Origin of the sequence: Nonomuraea antimicrobica (genome assembly GCF_039536965.1) — a bacterium.
GTDB lineage: Bacteria > Actinomycetota > Actinomycetes > Streptosporangiales > Streptosporangiaceae > Nonomuraea > Nonomuraea antimicrobica.
Map to the genome: position 1 here is coordinate 1 of NZ_BAAAZP010000109.1, position 17,263 is coordinate 17,263.

Here is a 17,263-nt window from a genome sequence, read left to right on the forward strand (position 1 = left end):
CACGTGGCCGCGTCGGCCGCCCGCCGGGCGGCGGCGTGGAAGGCACGCCTGGCGGCGATTTGCGCCGCCCGCCTGGCCGCGAGGCTGACCCCGACCCTGACCACGACCGCGGCCGCGAACCAGAAGAGTTGCCCGTCGGGGTCGCTCATGGTGACGGGGCTGTTGTTGGCGTAGGCGTAGGCGTTGAGCTGCTGCGGGTTCTCCGCGTCGATGATCGGGTCCACCGACAGGAAGCGGCCGAGCTTGGGGTCGTACTCGCGGGCGCCGAGGTGGACGAGCCCGGTGGTCGGATCCTCGGTGCCGCCGACGAACCCGCGTTGCCCCGGCCACCAGGGCGGTGGTGTCCCGCGATCCTCTCCGAACGGGGTCTGCCTGCGGATGGCCAGGTCCCCGGTGGCGGCGTTCACCGCGGCCTGCGCGGTGCCCTGGTGGTCGTTGGCCAGGAAGGAGACCTGGTTGTCGGGGGTGCGTACGGCGATGGCCTCGCCGCCGATGGTGTAGTAGCGGGTCTGCTCGACGACGTCCTTGGCGTGGTCGAGGCGCAGCTCCAGGTCGTCGATGTAGAGGGTGGTGTCGGCCGTGGTCTTGCGGATGAGGCGGTCGCCGTCGGCGTCGTAGACGAACGACGTGGTCTTGCCCGCTTCCGTCACCGACTCCAGGTTGCCTTCCGCGTCCCAGACGAGGCTCTGGTCGGAGGTGCCGACCTTGCGCCTGGTGGTGTTGCCGGCGGCGTCGTACTCGAAGAGGTCGGCCCCTACGGCCTGCAGCGCGTGGGGCTGCTTGCCGCCGGGGGCGGGGTAGGCGTAGTCGCGGACCTGCCCGCCCGCGCTGCCGAAGGCGTGCTTGGTCTCCTTGGTCCGGTTGCCGGTGGAGTCGTAGGCGTAGCTGACCGCGTACGGGGCCACGCCGCCGACCTTGCCCCCGGCCGGGCCGGAGGCGCAGTCGTCCGTGGCCGTCCAGGCCGAGGTCAGTCGGCGCAGGTGGTCATAGGTGAAGCACTGCGTGTCCTGGTTCGCCCGGTCGGTGATCTTGGTGATGTTGCCGACGGCGTCGTAGCCGTAGTTGAGGTCGAGGTCGGTCCTGGTCGTGCCCTCGCGGTCCAGCCGCATGCCGGTCAGCCTGCGGGTGGACTCGTCGTGGGTGTAGGTGAGCCAGGTCTTCCTGCCGCCTTCGCCCAGCTCGTACTGCAGGGTCTCGCCGAGCTTGGAGTAACGGGTGGCCGTCACGTAGGCGGACAGGCCGGTGACCTTGGTCGGCTGGCTCAGCTCGTCGTAGGTGTAGACGACCTGTTCCTCGGCCAGGCCGCCGGCGGCGGGGAAGCTGACCGACTGGACCTGGTCGTCGAGCGTGTAGCGGGTGTTGAGCTGGTAGGAGCCGGCCAGCTTGCCCTCCCGCTCGGGGACGGTGACCGTCTGGCGCAGGGCGCGGTAGTCGGCGTCGATCGCGTTGACCTCGGCCCGGTACGCCTGCCCGTCCACGTACCGGACGGTGGCGTTCATGTGGCCCCTGGCCAGGGCGTCGTACTTCCACTCGGCCAGCAGCGGCCCGGTCGCCGACCCCTCGCGCAACTCGGTCTTGCGGCCGAGCTGGTCGTAACCGTAGTACAACGTCTTACCGCGCGAGTCGGTCGTGGAGACCAGCTCGTCGGCGTCGTTGTACGTCATCGTGGTGACGCCCTTGTCCGGGTCCTCCGTCTTGATCTCCCGGCCGCGCAGGTCGTAGTGGTGCCGCCATACGTTCCCGACGTGGTCGGTCACCGTGGACAGGCGCCCGGCATGGTCGTAGGTGTACCTCGTGGACTCGTACGCGCCGGTCGGGGTGGCCCCCTTGTACTGGCGCAGCTCGATCAGCCGGTCCTCGGCGTCCCCGATCCGGGTGGTCGCGGTGCCGCCGGGCGGCGGCGTCACGTGCACCCGGTCACCCTCCTCCTTGACGGTGACCCGGTACTTCTCCACCCCCTTGGCCTTGAGGATCTCCGCGTTGACCTCGCCCGCGCCGTCGAACGCCGACACGACCTGAGCGGGCACGTCGGCGTCGGCCACCGCGAGCAACTGGGTGGCGGGCGCCCCGGTGGCGAAGTAGCCGGTGTTCTCCTTGTGCTTCTCACCCTGGGAGTTGTAGAAGGTGTCGGTGATCGTGCGGCCGTCACGCAGCGCGGGATCGGTCGTCTGATCGTCCTTGGGCGCGGGCTCCTGGGTCTGGCGCTCGCGCATCAGGCCGTCGTACAGCTCGTGGCTGCTGGTGTAGGTGCCGTCGGCGTTGAGCGTCTTGGTGGTGACGACGCTGGGGCCGTTCGTGCGCACCGTGTAGGAGTACTCCGTGTTCGGCGACTGGCCCGCCGCCTTGCTGCGGTCGGGCTGCCAGACCTTGGTCAGCCGCCCGAGCGCGTCGTACTCCAGGTCGACGCGCCGGTTGCCGGCGTCGATCTCGGCGATCGGCTCGCCCCAGGCCGGGTTGATCAGGGTGCGCTCGACGTGGCCGAGCTGGTTGGTCTCCGTGGTCTCCGTCGCGGGAGCGCCCGAGGACGGGCTGTAGACGGTGACGGACTTGGTACCGACCGGATCCGTCTCGCTCGTCTCCCGGCCGTACACGTCGTAGGTGTGGGCGCGATCGGTGATCGTGGTCCCGTCCGCCGAGACCAGCTCCTGCACCGAGGTCACGTCACCCTTGGTCGGGGCCTGTCCGAACGCCTTGCCGTCGTAGTGGACCTTCTCGTCCGAGATGATCTCGCCGGCGGCCAGCGTGGACAGGGCCGTGCCGCAGCCGGCCGCGACCTTCTGGACCCTGCTGGGGTAGTCGAGCATCCACGACGTGTCGTTGCGGGCGTAGGTGAACCGGGTGCACTGGTCGTCGTCCCCGTCGGCCAGGTCGCCCTGCTCGTCCACCTGGAGGAGGAGGCCCTTGGTGTCGTACGAGCGCTCCTCACCGGTACGCCGCCACCCGCCGCCCGCCACGGCGGTACGGGTGACCATGGACTTCGCCTCCACGATGTGCGCGGCCTTGGTGACGCCGCCCTGGGTGGACTCGGCCGTCTTCACCGACCACGGTTCCTCCAATGACGCGGTCAGCACCGACCCGCCGTCGCCGTCGAAGAGGATCTCCTCGCGCTCCAACCCGGCGTACTGGTCGAGGTCGTCGAGCTTGACGCCCTCGGAGTCCTCGACCTGCGCGCTGCGCTTGGAGCCGTCGGCCAGCTTGTCGCCGTGCAGGCCCCGGAAGTAGCGGAACTCCGTGAGGGTGCGCCTGGTGTCCTGCCCGTCGCCCTCGCGCACGCGTACCCTGCCGAATCCCCGGTAGTCCGACCACGTGCGGTGCTCGGGCTTGACCAGGATGTTCTCGGCGTAGCGCCAGCCGGCACCGTCGAGGTACTCGTAGTCGGTGACCATGTTGGGGGAGCCCGCGACCCGGTCGACCTCGACGGTCTGCGTGACCACGTACTTGTGGAACCAGTCGGTGACCTCGGCCTCGTCCGGCGGGGCCCAGCGCTGCGGGAAGCAGCGCCTGCTGTTCTTGTCCACCGCGGGAACGTCGCCCGGCTTGCAGTCGGCCGCCGAGTAGTTGATCCGCAGCTCGCCGCCCGACTCGTTGCCGATCGCCTGCACCCGCCACTTGACCAGCGGAGCGCGGCCCTCGTTGGCGTCCACCCGATTGGGAAGCTGGACGCCGATGAACGTGACCGGAGGCAGGGAGAGCGTGCCCCCGACGTGGCCGGTCTGCTGGATCGAGGCCAGCCACAGGGCCGGGCTCATGCCGTCACCCGAGGCGGGGAACTGGTGGGCCAGGGTCCAGGAGTCGACGGGGGTGTACTGGCCGGCTCCGTTGCCGATCTGGGTGGTGACCTTGGTCAGCCGCTTGCGGCTGAAGAACGTCGGCGCCAGCCTGTCCGTGCACTTCACCCCGGCGTCGCAGATCTGGTCGAACGGCACGTCCGGCCAGCGGCTCGCGGTCTCCTTCTTCAGCTCTCCTGGCGCGCACGTCACCGTGCCGCCCGGCAGGCACCGCTCGGCCACGTCGAACGCCACCCGGGCCGCGGGGGCCTTGGTGAACAGCTCGCCGTTCAGGTAGCCGTAGTCGATGCGCGTCAGGTAGGCGGCGCGCACGTACGAGGTGCCCAGCTCGGGCTTCATGTTGCGGCCGTAGTGGTTGGTCTCGCGCTCGTACCAGTAGGTGGTGGCGTTGCCGTGGGTGTCCACGGCCAGGTCCAGGTTCCACCGGTACGCCTGCTGGCACCAGGCGTTGGCCGGGGTGCTGTTGTAGCAGGGCTCCCCGCTGTTGTTGCCGAACACCGGCACCGTCTGCACCGACTTGGTCTCCGCCTTGCCGGTCGCCCAGCCGGGCAGCCGGTTCTGGCCGAAGGTGTACTGGCTGCCGTCGGGGGTGGTGACCCGCCAGTACTCGCCGTTGTTGTCGCCGTTCGTCGCGCCGGTCAGCGCCTCGATCCTGGTGCCGTCGTCGCGCTTGGGCCGCCACTGCTTGGTGGTGGCGTCCTTGACCAGCTCGACCGACGAACTGCCCAGCGACAGAACCGCGTTGTCCTGGTCCCAGCACAGATCGCCGGTCTTCTTCCCGTCGATCATGCACGACTTGTAGCGACGCTCGACGAAGCCGCCGGGACTGAGCTCGAAGCCCTCACCCGCCCAGGACGCCTGGTTGTTGGTGGAGGCGGTGCGCCCGTCCACGCTCTGCGCGGAGTAGCCGAGCGAGATCTGCGGCTCGTCCCCGCCCAGCGACGGCGGGGTACGCAGGTCGTAACCCCAGGTGAAGTCACCCGACTGGGTGCCCACGCTCCAGTCGGCGGAGGCGGCCAGCGAGGTGGCCGAGTGGTCGCCGGACTGGCCGGAGGCGGCGGCCGTCACGGCGTAGACCGCGCCGGTCTCGAACTCCGCGGTCAGCGTACCGGCCTGGGGATCGTTCCTGCCGGTGACCGGCTCGGGCTGCGGACAGGCCGCGGTGGCGGTGGCCGCCTTCAGGCCGCACTCGGCCAGCTTGACCAGCCGCAGCCGAGCCCCGTAGTCGCCGCCGAAGGCGTACCGGAAGCCGGAGTAATCGATCTCCAGCCGGGTCTGCCTGACGGCCTTGGCCGCGGCCACGCCCTGGCCGGGAGAGACGCGCAGCGCCAGGCCGAGCCGGTCGGTGTCGAGCAACTCCACCGTGACCGGCTCCACCTCGGCCGCAGCCGCGGTCTTGGCCTGTTGCGGGGCCAGCCGGACCGGGAAACCGGCCGTGAGGGTCTTGGCGGCGCTCCCGCCGAGTTCCGCCTTCTGCGGCTTCGGCCAGGTGACGCCCGGCGGTGTGCTCCATGCCTGCTTGGCAATCGGATTCTCGAGCGGCGCCTTGACGGGCACCTGCCCACCCGTGACCGGCGTCTCCTTCTGCACAGACGGGGCCGGACGGGGAGCCGCATAGGCGGGCACGGCGTACGCCATCTCCGCCAGCAGGACGACGGCGAGAATCGGAGCCAGCCTGCGCGGCCAGCGCGATTCACGCTTGACGCCTTCGAAACGATTCCAGGAGGCGTCCGGGTGAACGGGATCGGGAGGTGTCGGTTGAAGGCCGTTCCATCGGGATTCGGGCAGGTCTAACTCACTGGGCAGATCCATGAACCTTCTCCAGAGGGCTGCCGGTCGGGAGGAATGGAGGGCGGGGCCTCACCCGTTTCGAACAGGAGCTTGCGCGTGAGGCGATGAGCTCTCGAGTGTGTCCGCGATCACAGATTGGTGATCGGATCGTCGCGCTCGTCCGGCCGTCGGTCCAGACTTCTGCGCATTCTGCTTCCGCGCTTCTTGGCGGAGACGGCGCCTACGCGGTCGAGGGACGGCAGGCGGCGGCGCGGTCCTCGAGGAGGACGCGTTCGCGGGAGTTGCGGGTCAGGCCTGCCGCCCGCTCGAACTCCGCCCGCGCCTCCTCCGTACGGCCCAGCTTGACCAGCAGGTCCCCGCGTACGCTCGGCAGCAGGTGGTAGCCCTTGAGCGACGGCTCGTCCACGATCTGGTCGAGCAGCTCCAGCCCGGCCGCCGGCCCGTAGGCCATCGACAGCGCCACGGCCCGGTTGAGCTCCACCACGGGCGAGCGCGACAGGCGGGCCAGCGACTCGTACAGGCTCGCGATGCGCTCCCAGTCGGTGTCGTCCGGGTTGACGGCGCGGGCGTGGCAGGCGGCGATGGCGGCCTGCAGCGCGTACGGGCCGGGCGCGCCCGACAGCGACTCGGCGAGGTCGAGCGCGGCCAGGCCGCGGCCGATGAGGAGCCGGTCCCAGCGGGCGCGGTTCTGCTCCAGCAGCAGGATCGGCTCGCCCGACGGCCCCACGCGGGCGGCCGACCTGGACGCCTGGATCTCCATGAGCGCGACCAGGCCGTGCACCTCGGGCTCCTTGGGCATGAGACCGGCCAGCACGCGGCCGAGCCGCAGCGCGTCGTCACACAGCGCGGGACGCATCCAGTCGTCGCCGGCCGTGGCCGAGTAGCCCTCGTTGAAGATGAGGTAGATGACCTCCAGCACGGACGACAGGCGGCCCGCCAGCTCCGCCCCCTGGGGCACCTCGAACGGGATCCCCTTGTCGGCCAGCGTGCGCTTGGCGCGGACGACGCGCTGCGCCACGGTGGGCTCCGAGACCAGGAACGCCCGCGCGATCTCGTCGGTGGTCAGGCCGCCGAGCACGCGCAGGGTCAGCGCCACCCGCGCCTCCATCGACAGGGCGGGGTGGCAGGCCGTGAACACCAGCCGCAGCAGGTCGTCCTCGATCTCGTCGATCTCGGGAAGCTCGTCCTCCAGGTCGATGCGGTGGCCGAGCTCGACGAGGTTGCGCTGGAGGCGTTCGTTCCTGCGGATGAGGTCGATGGCGCGGCGCTTGGAGACCGTCATCAGCCAGGCGCCGGGGTTGCGCGGCACGCCGGACTCCGGCCACTGCTCCAGCGCGGCGACCAGGGCGTCCTGTGCCAGCTCCTCGGCGAGGCCGACGTCGCGCACCAGCCCGGCGAGCCCGGCGATGAGCCGGGCCGCCTCGATCCGCCAGACCGCCTCGATGGTGCGATGGGTGTCGGAAGCCGTCACCGGCCCATGAGACCAGCCCCGCCCCTCCCGCCGCAACCCGCTGCCGCGCGCCAGAGCCGGAGCGCCCGAGCCGGAGGCCGGTGCCGGAGGGACGGCGCCGAAGGGGTGGTGCCGGTGGGACGGCACTGAAGGGTGGTGCCGATGGGACGGCGCTGAAGGGCGGCGTCGGTGGGACGGGTCACGCGTCGGGGGTGTCCACGCGCAGGCGCTCGCGCAGCGCCTCCTCGCGCTCGCGCTCGTCCACGGGCATCGAGTCGTCCGGTACGTCCGAGGCGTCGAACACCTGCCACACGTCCAGCCCCACCCCCTCGTGCCCCGGCGGCACCGGCACGCGCAGGGCCCACTCGACGGCCTCCTCCCGCGACTTGACCTGGATCAGCCAGAACCCGGCGATCAGCTCCTTGGCCTCCGTGAACGGCCCGTCGATCACGCTGGCCCGGCCCTCGCTGTAGGCAATCTGGGCGCCGTGCGAGCTGGGGTAGAGGCCCTCGGCCGCGAGCAGCACCCCGGCCTTGGCCAGGGACTCGTTGTAGGCGTGCATGTTGTCCACGAGCTCCTGGCTGGGCAGCGTCCCGGCCTCCGTCTCGGCGTTGGCCTTGCCCACGATCATGAACTTCATCGGTGTCGTCTCCTTCGGGGCGAGTGGCGGCCCCGGTGGCCGTCCTCGTCGACGCGTCGAACGGCCGGGCCGCGGATCGACACTACGCCGTCAAGTCGTCGTGGGGTCGTGCGCGGGAACGCGACGAGCGCGCGGCCCGGGACGGGGCCGCGCGCTCGGCGGAGGGGGTAGCGGGGAGTGGAAGGCGCAGATGGTGCGTCAGGCGGCGTAGTCGGGGTAGCCGTAGCCGACGACCTGCGACTTCGGACGGACGCGCTCCTCCACCTTGCCGTTGCCGGTGTTGCCCTCGACGGTGGAGATGGTGCCGTCCTGGTTGTCCTTCAGCACGAAGCCGACGTGCTGGATGTCGTTCAGCGCCTTGCTGCCCCCCCAGGAGAAGAACACCACAGCGCCGGGCTTCGGGACGGTGCCGAAGCGGTTGTTGGCCGCGAACCACTTGGCGTGGGTCACGGTGTAGGCGTCCCAGCCGATCTGCCGGCGGGCGCCGGTCTGGTCGCCGACCCAGGAGACGAACATCGCGCACCAGGCGGCGTTCAGGTACGCGGTGCGGTTGCCGCCGTCACGGGCGATGGTCTCGGCGGCTCGCTGCGAGTCGGCGTACCACTGCTGGTACTTGGTGCCGCCGCCGTAGACGTTCTCGGAGGTGCCGATCTGGGACTTGGCCAGGGCCAGGACCTGCTCGGCGGTGACGTTGACCTTGTTCTCGCTCTCCGCGCCGTCCTTGTGGGCGGCGACGGCGGCGTCCGGGTGCCTGGCTCCGGTGGCCGTGGCGACGCCTATCGCGGAGTCGGCGCTGGCCGTGACGGCGTGGGAGCCGAGGGCCGTGGCGATGACGGTCGCGCCGACGAACGTGCTGACGAGGGCGCGGACCAGAGGGCTCTTCGAGGTATCGGTAATACGGTGCTTGGCCATCGAGGGGGTTACTCCTTGCTTCCATGCCGCTTACCGGGTTAGCTGACGGGTTCGGACGTGGAAGCTGCCCTACGGCACCGAAGTGCCGATTCACCCCAAGGAACGTGGGTCCCCGGTTCCGCCCGCAGGCGGATTCAGCGGTCACAGGACGATCCTGTGATCTGTCGTGCGATGGTCGACACAGCCGGACAAACCGGTCATATGCCTCAAGTAGTCATATAAGGTAATGCATGAGGCAAGGGGATGACAAACCCCTAAACGCGATGTCAGTCCAGTTGTCTCCGCGCGGCGGCCAGAAGCCCCATCATGGCAAGGGATTCGTCGAGGGGCATGATCGAGGATTCGGTCTTTCCCTCGGCCACCGCGGCGCGGACCTCGCGCAGCTCACCGGCGTATCCGTTGTCGGCGGGATCGAGCACCAGCTCCTCCGGCTCCATGCCGGGCCCGGTGAGCAGGATCCGCTGGGGCGCCCAGAACGGCGCCGCGATGTCCGCCCGCATCGATGTTCCGACAACGCCGGCCTGGTTCGGGTAATTCCCCAGCAGCGACGACGCCACGAGCGCGTGCCGTCCCCCGGGGTAGAGCAGGAGCCCGGCCACCTCCGCGTCCACCCCGGACGGGGCCAGCGAGCCGGTGACGCGCAGCTCGGAGGGCGCGCCCAGGAGCAACTGGGCCAGGCCGAACGGGTAGATCCCCAGGTCGAGCAGGGCGCCGCCGCCCAGCTCCGGCGCCCACAGCCGGTGCGCGGGGTCGTACGGCGCGGCGAAGCCGAACGTGGCCTGCACCGAACGGATCTCGCCGAAGCGCGGGTCGGCCGCGATCTGCTGGATGAGGGGGTTGAACCTCATCCACATCGCCTCCATCAGGAACACGCCCGCCTCGCGCGCCAGGCGTACCATCTTCGCCGCGTCGTCCACGGTCGCGGCCAGCGGCTTCTCGCACAGCACGGCCTTGCCCGCGGCGATGGCCGCCTCGGCCACCTCCAGGTGCTGCGCGTGCGGCGTGGCCACGTAGACGGCGTCCACGGCCGGGTCGGCGCACAGCTCTGCGTAGGAGCCGTAGGCCGACTCCGCGCCCAGCGTCGAGGCCAGGTCCTGCGCCCTGGTCAGGTCTCTGGATCCGACGGCGGCCACCCGCATACCGGGCTCCGCCACGATCGCCGCGCCCACCCTGCGGGCGATGGCTCCGGTCGCGGCTATTCCCCATGTGAAATCTCGCACGCGGGAGATCGTATATGGAAGGTAAAAAATCAGGTAAAAGAGGTGCTCGTTACTAAAAAATGCCCTCAAATGACACGTCAGTCACAGGGGTCACTCACATCATGTTGAACGTCTCGGGATCCGGCCCAAGTCGCAGCCCCTTGTTCAGCGCGCCGATGGCCACAATGTCCTCGGCGTCGAGAATGAAGTCGAAGACGTCGATGTTCTCGGCGATCCGCGTGGGCGTCACCGACTTCGGGATCACCACGTTGCCGAGCTGAAGGTGCCAGCGGAGCACGATCTGGGCCGGTGTCTTGCCGTACTTGTCCGACAGCACCCGCAGCGCCGGGTCGTCCAGCAGCCCTCTGCCCTGGCCCAGCGGGCTCCACGCCTCGGTGAGGATGCCGTTGGCCTCGTGGAAGGCCCGCAGCTCCCGCTGCTGCAGGTACGGGTGCAGCTCGATCTGGTTGATGGCCGGGGTGATGTCGGTCTCGTCCATGAGGCGGGTGAGCGTGGCGACCGTGAAGTTCGAGGTGCCGATGGCCCTGACCCGGCCGTCGCGGTAGAGCTGCTCCAGCGCCCGCCACGCCTGCACGTACTTGCCGTGCTGCGGCATCGGCCAGTGGATGAGGAACAGGTCCACGTAGTCGAGACCCAGCCGGGCCAGGCAGTCGTCGAAGGCCGCCGCCGCGCGGATGTGGTCGGCGTTGCCCAGCTTCGTGGTCACGAAGATCTTCGCGCGCGGCAGCCCGCTCCCGCGTACGGCCCGGCCCACGCCCTCCTCGTTGCCGTAGGCGGCGGCGGTGTCGACGTGCCGGTAACCGGTCTTGAACGCGGTGGCGACCGCCTGCTCGGCCTCTTCGGCCGGAACCTGCCAGACGCCGTATCCGAGCTGCGGAATTTGCACGCCGTCCGTGTTGAGCATGAGCGAGTTCATACCCTCCATTGTTCACGTCACGTTTCTGAGCGCTTAAGCCGGTGGGGCTACCTTGAAGCGGTCGTGACGGGCCAATACCCCGCTGGGAGGGCAACGAGTGGTCGAACAGGCGTCGGCCTGGGTGGAGTCCCCGCTCCAGATGCTGTGCGCCGTCGAGGCTCACCACGCCGGGCTCCTCGGCCCGGTGACCGCCGTCGTGCCGCGTGCCGGTCTGCGCCCGCTGAAGGCCACCCGGCGCGAGCTGCGCTCCCTCGGGCTGCCCGAAGGGCTTGAGCTGGCCGAGCCGCGCGAACGCATGCCCAGGCGCGTCCAGGCCGTCGGAGACGCCTTCTCCGGCCGGGTGCAACTGCGCTGGCTCATCTCCCGTCCCGGCCACATCGTCATCGTGGACGACGGGCTGGCCACGCTGCGGCTGCTGGAGCTGCTGGCGGCGGGCCCGTACCGGCCGCTGCTGCGCGCCCGCGCCGAGCCGACCCCGCTGCGCAGCGCCCTGGGCCTGGCCGCCGCGCTGCGGCTGCGCCTGGCGAAGGTGTCCGTCTTCACCGCGCTGACCGTGGACGACAAGCTCGAGGAGGCCGTCCGCGCCGCCGGGGTCGACCTCGTCCGCCACGACTTCGCCTGGCTGCGCGCGCAGCCGCCCAGCGCCGAGGGCCCCGCGGAGCGCACGGTCGTGCTCGGCACCTCGCTCGTGCGCAACGGCCTGGTCCACCGCGACCACTACCTGCGCTGGCTGACCGAGCTGGCCGCGCGCGAGCCCTTGGCCTACTACCCGCACCGCCGCGAGGACCCCGTGGACGTCGCGCTGATCCGGGAGCGCCCCGGCATCACCGTCCACGACGCCGGCGCCCCCGCTGAGCTGACGCTGCGCGGCCTGGACGCCGGCCACCGCGTGCTCAGCCTCCCCTCGACCGCGATCACCTCGCTGCGTGTGCTGCTCAGCCCCCGGGGCGTCGCCGTCGAGCCCGTGGACGTTCCCGATGACTGGTGGACCAGCAGGGCAGCCCCCGCCCTGCGATCACATTTGACTGGAGTGTCCGGGTGAGAGTGCTGGCGGTCGCCGACTCCGACTCCTATTTGAAGTGGGCGGCCTGCCTGCTCGGTGACCTGCCTTCGGGCTGCGTGACGGAGCTGGTCGTGGTGCGCACACCGATCGCGCCGTCGCCGGAGCAGATCGCCGCCGCCGTGGGCGGGCGCGAGGTGCCACCGGTGCTGTCGGCGCGGTCCGTACGCCGGCTGGCCGAGCGTACGCAGCCCGACGTGATCCTGCTGGCCTGCACCGGCCCCGTGGTCGACGTGCTGGTGGCCGACGTGCTCAACGAGCTGCGGCCGCGGCCGGTGTTCGTCAGCGGGCTGCCGGGCATCTCGGTGCCGGCCACGGAGAAGGCGTGGCTGTTCCGCAGCGGCTGCGACCTGTTCGTGGTGCACAGCGAGCGGGAGGTGGCCGAGTTCTCCGAGATCGCCGCCCGGCTCGGCGGGGGAGGGGCGGTGGGCCTGGCCCGGCTGCCGTTCCTGCGTACCCGCTCCGGCGGGCCGGCCGCCGTGCCCGGTGGGAACCGGGTGGTGTTCGCCACCCAGGCCAAGGTGCCGCGCGTGCGGGAGCAGCGCGAGCAGATCCTGCTGTCGCTGGCCGAGCTGGCCGAGCGCCGTCCCGAGCTGGACGTGGTGGTCAAGCTGCGCGCCCTGGAGGACGAGCGGCAGACGCACAACGAGCGCTTCCACTACCAGCGGCTGTGGCGGGAGATGGGCGAGCCTGGCCGGCTGACGTTCGCGGCCGGGTCGATGCAGGAGCAGCTCGAACTGTCGGCCGGGTTCGTGACGGTGAGCTCGACGGCGGCGCTGGAGGCCATCGCGATGGGCGTGCCGTCGCTGGTGCTGAACGACTTCGGCGTCAGCGCCGAGATGATCAACCTGGTGTTCGAGGGCAGCGACCTGCTCGGCTCGCTGGAGGAGCTGGCCGAGGGTGGGTTCCGTCTCGCCTCGCCGGCCTGGTGCGCGGCCAACTACTTCCAGCCGGCCGAGCGCAACGACTGGTCGGGCCTGCTGACCGGGCTCGTGATCGCCCGGCCGCGGACGCCCGCCAAGTCACTGCTCGACGGGCCCGAGCACGCCGCCGCGCGGCGCAGGGCCCGCCTCCGGGTGGAGGTGCCGCCCAAGATGCTGCGGGCGGGATACCGGGCCAAGCGCCGCATGCGCCGCTATCTCAAATCGCTGACCTGATCTTCCTACGGATCCTGGTGAACGCGCTGGGCTTGCCGGCGTCGGCGAAGCCCAGCGTCTCCAGGCGCTTGCGCTTGAAGTAGCGCGGATCGAACTCGATGTGCTCAGGACGCAGCTCGGGATAGGCGTCGGCCTGCATGCAGTAGCCCACCGCGCGCACCAGCTCCGGCAGGTCGACCGTCGGCGGCTGCTCGACGTGCCCTTCGGCCGACAGCCTCGGCAGCACGGCGTCCACGATCGTGGCCGGGATCCGGTTGCTGTTCTCGTACGGGGTCAACCGGCTCAGCACCAGATCGGTGCCGTACGAGGCCACCTGCAGCCCGAAGTAGCGCTGGGCGGTCACCAGCCCCGTGGAGAAGCAGCCCACCACCAGCTCGGGCCGCAGCGCCGCGAAGCAGACCTCGGCCGGCACGCTCTCCCCGGCCACCGACAGGCGCACCCCCAGCGGCCCGGCGGCCGAGCGCAGGAGCTGCGCGTGCCGGCGGCCGGCGGCCGGGTGCGGCTTGAAGACCACGTCGGTGCAGCCGCGCGCGGCCAGGGCCTTGAGCATGGTCTCGTGCAGGCCCGCCTCCTCCTCCGGCGTGACGATGTCGAGCGCCGACAGGTATTGGCCGAGGATGATCGCCTTTCCGGCCATCATGTCGGGGGCGGTGGCGGTGACCTCGTGCACGATCGCCAGGAAACGCTCGTCCGGCAGGATCTCGGGGGCGACGTCGTACTCGCTGAGCAGCAGCGGCGTTAGGCCGGGCACCAGGTCGAGGTGGATCAGGCGGCCGATGCGGCGGAAGATCTCGGCGGGCAGCGGGTCGCGGGTGGGGCCGTAGCTCATCAGCCCGTCGGAGTAGACCGTGATCGGGCAGTCGCGGACGAGGCCCGCGATCGTCCGCGCCGGCGGCACCGCGATCGACTCCAGCACCAGCTCCTCGACGCCCTCCAGCCCCCAGTAGGAGCGCAGGAGGCGCTCCATCATCGGCACCTCGATGACGCGCGCCCGCCAGTCGGACGGGTGCAGCGGCGCGATGAGGTCGTTCCAGGAGAACACCTCGTCGAAGCGCGAGCGCAGCGCGGCGAAGCCGGGCGTCCTGTCCAGCGGCGTCGACACCTCGGGGACGGACGCGTTGTTGGACACGATCAGCACCCGGCGGCCGTCGCCGAAGCGGCCGTCGTCGATGGCCGCCGCGAGTGACATCGCTCCGAACAGGGTCGAGGCGTAGAAGACCTTCACTAGGACTCCTCCCGGTCACGGCGGACCCGGACGTTCGGGCTTGAGGGCAGGTCGGGCACCAGGGCCCGCAGCGTCGCCTCGCGTTCGACGGACATCCGCGCCACCGACTCGGACACCAGCTCCGCCGGCAGCGCCCGCACCATCTGCGCGCCCCGCTCCTCGAAGCGGGCGCGCAGCGCCGGGGTGAGCCGCCCGCCGATCTCCAGATGGTGGGCCAGCAGCGCGCAGAAGTTGCGTACGGCCTTGGGTAGGAACCTCGGCTCCAGGTTCTTGAAGACCAGCTCGAACGCGTCGAAGAAGTGGAGCTGGCGCTCGTCGCCCACCTGGGTGAGCGACCCCGACACCATGCGCCGGTAGAACACCCCGGCCAGCGACACCACCGCGAACGTGGCGGCCTCGCGGTGCAGCCGCCAGATCCACGGCCGGTCCTCGGCCGTGTGCAGGGAGCCGGGGAAGTGCAGCAGGTCGCGCAGCGAGCGCCGGTAGACGCCCGCCCACGCGTAGGGATAGTCGACCATGGTCCGCACACTCGCGGGCAGGATGGCGTCGCGGGGGTCGTGCACCACGCCCCGCCGCGCCAGCGGAGCGCGGTGCACGACCCGTTTGCGGCCCTCCACCTGCACGTGGTCGGTGCGGACGAAGTCGCAGCCGAGCCCGTCGATCGCCTCGACGAGCTGTGCCAGGTAGCCGGGGGCGAGCCAGTCGTCGCCGTCCATGAACGTGACGTACCGGCCCGAGGCGGCCGACAGGCCCGTGTTGCGCGCGTCGGCTAACCCCACCGGGGCGGGGTTGCGCAGCACGGTCAGCCCGGGGAGATCACCGGCGAAGTCGTCGATGATGTCTCCCGTGGCGTCCACGGACCCGTCGTTCACGACGATGAACTCGAAATCGTGGCGCGCGTTGCGAGACAGCGAGGTGAGCGCGTCCGCGATGAAGCGCTCGCCGTCCCGCACAGGCACGACGACCGAGAGCGTGATCAATGTGCTGTTTCTCCTGGGGGGTGGAGGATGTTCGGTCAGACGGTCACGCGGCGCAGGCGGGCCTTGGGCGCCTCCTCGCCGGGGAAGACACGCTTGACGCCGTCGCCCAGGGCCTGCTCGATGATGCGGATGTCGCGGACGAGGTGCTCGAGCCCGGACGGCTCCAGCGAGGCCGCGTGGTCGGAGCCCCACATCGTGCGGTCGAGGGTGATGTGCCGCTCCACGCAGACCGCGCCCAGCGTGACCGCGGCCAGCGAGATCTGCAGGCCGCGCTCGTGCCCGGAGTAGCCGACGGGCACGCCGTAGCGCTCCTTGAGCGTGGTGATCGTACGCAGGTTCGCCTCTTCCGGCGGCAGGGGGTAGGTGGACGTCGCGTGCATCATGATGAGCTTATCGGTGCCGAGGATGTCGACCGCCGTGTCGATCTCCTGGAGCGTGGACATGCCGGTCGACAGGATGAGCGGCTTGCCGGTGGCGGCCAGGGCGCGCAGCAGCTCGTGGTCTGCCACGCTGGCCGAGGCCACCTTGTGCACCAGGACGTCCATCTCCTCCAGGAACTCCACCGACGGCACGTCCCACGGCGAGGCGAACCAGTGCAGCCCGCGTTCGTCGCAGTACTTCGCGATCTGCCGGTACTCGTCGCGGCCGAACTCGGTGCGCTCCTTGTACTCCAGGTACGTCATCTCGCCCCACGGCGTCTGCCGGATCTGGCCCTTCTGCTCCTCGGGCACGCAGATCGCGGGGGTGCGCTTCTGGAACTTGACCGCCTGGCAGCCGGCGTCGGCCGCCACGTCGATGAGCCGCCTGGCCAGGTCGAGGTCGCCGTTGTGGTTGATGCCGATCTCGCCGATGACGTACACCGGCTCGTTGTCGCCGACCAGCAGGTCACCGATCGCCACGGGGCCGAGGCGCGGCCGGGCGCGCAGCTCGGCGGCGGGCTGCGCGGGCCGGGCGGCCAAGACGCGGTCGCACAGCTCGCGCACCGCGCCGGAACCGCCGGGCGTGGTCAGCACCACGCGGGCGGCGGCGCGCGCCTGCGGATGGGCGTCGGGCGTGGCGACGGGCCAGCCGACCTCGGCCATCGGGCCCAGGTCGTTGACGTCGTTGCCGACGTAGGCGACGCGGGCGGGGTCGAGGCCCTCGTCGTTCAGCCAGTCGCGCAGCACCGAGCGCTTGTCGGCCAGCCCCTGCAGCACGGGCACGCCCAGCTTGTGGGCGCGGGCGGCCACCACCGGGTTCTGCTCGGTGGACAGGATCAGCACCTTGACGCCCGCCCGCCTGAGCAGCGACACGCCCATCCCGTCGGAGCGGCTGACCTGCACCGTCTCGCGGCCCTCGGAGTCGATGTAGGCGCGGTCGTCGGTGTGCACCCCGTCGAAGTCGGTGACGACGGCGTCGACGTCGATCGGCTCGGGCGAGTCGACGAACGGGGCGAGCGCGCGCACCAGCGCGAGGTCCTCAGGGTTGTCGATCTCGATCGCGTGCTGCGGCGGCACCGGCTGCACGGCGACCCGGCCGAAGAAGCGGTGACCGTGCTCGCGCAGCCCGGATGTGCGCATGACGTAGAAGGCGCCGTTCTCGCGGAACTGCTCGTCGCGGTCCTGGCGGCGCTGCCGGACGGCCGGGTCGTGGTTGATCCCGTCGCCCGTGGCCGTCCAGAGGAACTCGTGCGTGGGCAGCCCGGACACCACCGAGTCGGCCTCGCCGTCCAGCACCCTGCGCACCGCCGCCGACAGGTCCTCGGGGTCGATGAACGCGCTGGTGCACTGCACCAGCACGACGACCTCCGGGTCCTCGCCGAGAGCGTCGAGCGCGTGCAGCACCGCGGACTCGCTGGAGGCGGTGGCGCCGCTCAGCTCCTCCGGACGCTCCACCACGACCGCGCCCGCCTCCCTGGCGGTCTCGGCGATCCCGCCGTGGTCGGTGCTGACCACGACCTGGTCCACCAGCTCGGCGCGCACACAGGCCCGCACCGCCCGGGTGACCAGCGGGACGCCCCCGACCAGGGCGAGGTTCTTCAGGGGTACGCCCGCCGAACCTCCGCGGGCGGGAACAACGGCCAGGACTCGCAAGATGTGTCTCCTAAGTGCATCGGACTGCACCCAGAAGCTAGAGGGCCGGATT

At 70.9% G+C, this 17,263-nt stretch carries 11 protein-coding genes and 1 riboswitch; of the genes, 2 read left to right on the forward strand and 9 right to left on the reverse strand.

The window, feature by feature from the left end; genetic code table 11:
- From ABD844_RS31285 to ABD844_RS31310, 6 genes are all read right to left on the reverse strand, one after another.
- Positions 1–5,600, reverse strand: a 5,600-nt coding sequence (locus ABD844_RS31285; protein ID WP_344886247.1) for an RHS repeat domain-containing protein, incomplete at its 3' end; no start/stop codon positions are given.
- A 199-nt stretch (positions 5,601–5,799) separates the two neighbouring features.
- Complete coding sequence (locus ABD844_RS31290) at positions 5,800–7,050, reverse strand: RNA polymerase sigma factor (protein ID WP_344886249.1); 1,251 nt, start codon at positions 7,048–7,050, stop codon at positions 5,800–5,802.
- Between the two features lie 178 nt (positions 7,051–7,228).
- Entirely contained in the window at positions 7,229–7,669 is a 441-nt protein-coding gene (locus ABD844_RS31295) for a YciI family protein (protein WP_344886251.1), read from the reverse strand.
- Positions 7,670–7,867: 198 nt separating this feature from the next.
- Positions 7,868–8,581 (reverse strand): CHAP domain-containing protein, encoded by a 714-nt coding sequence (locus ABD844_RS31300; protein ID WP_344886253.1) that lies wholly within the window; start codon positions 8,579–8,581, stop codon positions 7,868–7,870.
- 12 nt (positions 8,582–8,593) lie between these two features.
- A riboswitch (cyclic di-AMP (ydaO/yuaA leader) is annotated at positions 8,594–8,731 on the reverse strand.
- Positions 8,732–8,847: 116 nt separating this feature from the next.
- Positions 8,848–9,801 (reverse strand): Gfo/Idh/MocA family protein, encoded by a 954-nt coding sequence (locus ABD844_RS31305; protein ID WP_344886255.1) that lies wholly within the window; start codon positions 9,799–9,801, stop codon positions 8,848–8,850.
- 94 nt (positions 9,802–9,895) lie between these two features.
- The gene (locus ABD844_RS31310) at positions 9,896–10,717 is read right to left on the reverse strand and encodes an aldo/keto reductase (RefSeq protein WP_344886257.1); all 822 of its coding nucleotides are present in this window, start codon (positions 10,715–10,717) and stop codon (positions 9,896–9,898) included.
- A gap of 97 nt (positions 10,718–10,814) precedes the next feature.
- On the opposite strand from ABD844_RS31310, the gene ABD844_RS31315 reads away from it, so the two are divergent.
- Together ABD844_RS31315 and ABD844_RS31320 are read left to right on the forward strand one after the other, a co-directional pair.
- Positions 10,815–11,759, forward strand: coding sequence for a hypothetical protein (locus tag ABD844_RS31315; RefSeq protein WP_344886259.1), 945 nt, complete (start codon positions 10,815–10,817; stop codon positions 11,757–11,759).
- Positions 11,756–12,934 carry a DUF6716 putative glycosyltransferase gene (locus ABD844_RS31320; RefSeq protein WP_344886261.1) on the forward strand — a complete coding sequence of 393 codons (1,179 nt, stop codon included), beginning with the start codon at positions 11,756–11,758 and terminating at the stop codon, positions 12,932–12,934. Before ABD844_RS31315 ends, ABD844_RS31320 begins: the two co-directional genes overlap by 4 nt.
- Here the strand turns inward: ABD844_RS31320 and ABD844_RS31325 are convergent.
- The 3 genes from ABD844_RS31325 to ABD844_RS31335 are packed head-to-tail and all read right to left on the reverse strand — an operon-like array spanning position 12,918 to position 17,211.
- The gene (locus tag ABD844_RS31325) at positions 12,918–14,159 is read right to left on the reverse strand and encodes an alpha-2,8-polysialyltransferase family protein (protein WP_344886263.1); all 1,242 of its coding nucleotides are present in this window, start codon (positions 14,157–14,159) and stop codon (positions 12,918–12,920) included. The genes ABD844_RS31320 and ABD844_RS31325 overlap by 17 nt on opposite strands.
- Positions 14,159–15,139, reverse strand: a complete 981-nt coding sequence (locus ABD844_RS31330) for a glycosyltransferase family 2 protein (RefSeq protein WP_344886265.1) — start codon at positions 15,137–15,139, stop codon at positions 14,159–14,161. The genes ABD844_RS31325 and ABD844_RS31330 overlap by 1 nt, the downstream gene beginning before the upstream one ends.
- 35 nt (positions 15,140–15,174) lie before the next feature.
- Positions 15,175–17,211: an N-acetylneuraminate synthase family protein gene (locus ABD844_RS31335; RefSeq protein WP_344886267.1), complete on the reverse strand. Its 2,037-nt coding sequence runs from the start codon at positions 17,209–17,211 to the stop codon at positions 15,175–15,177.
- Between the last annotated feature and the right edge of the window lie 52 nt (positions 17,212–17,263).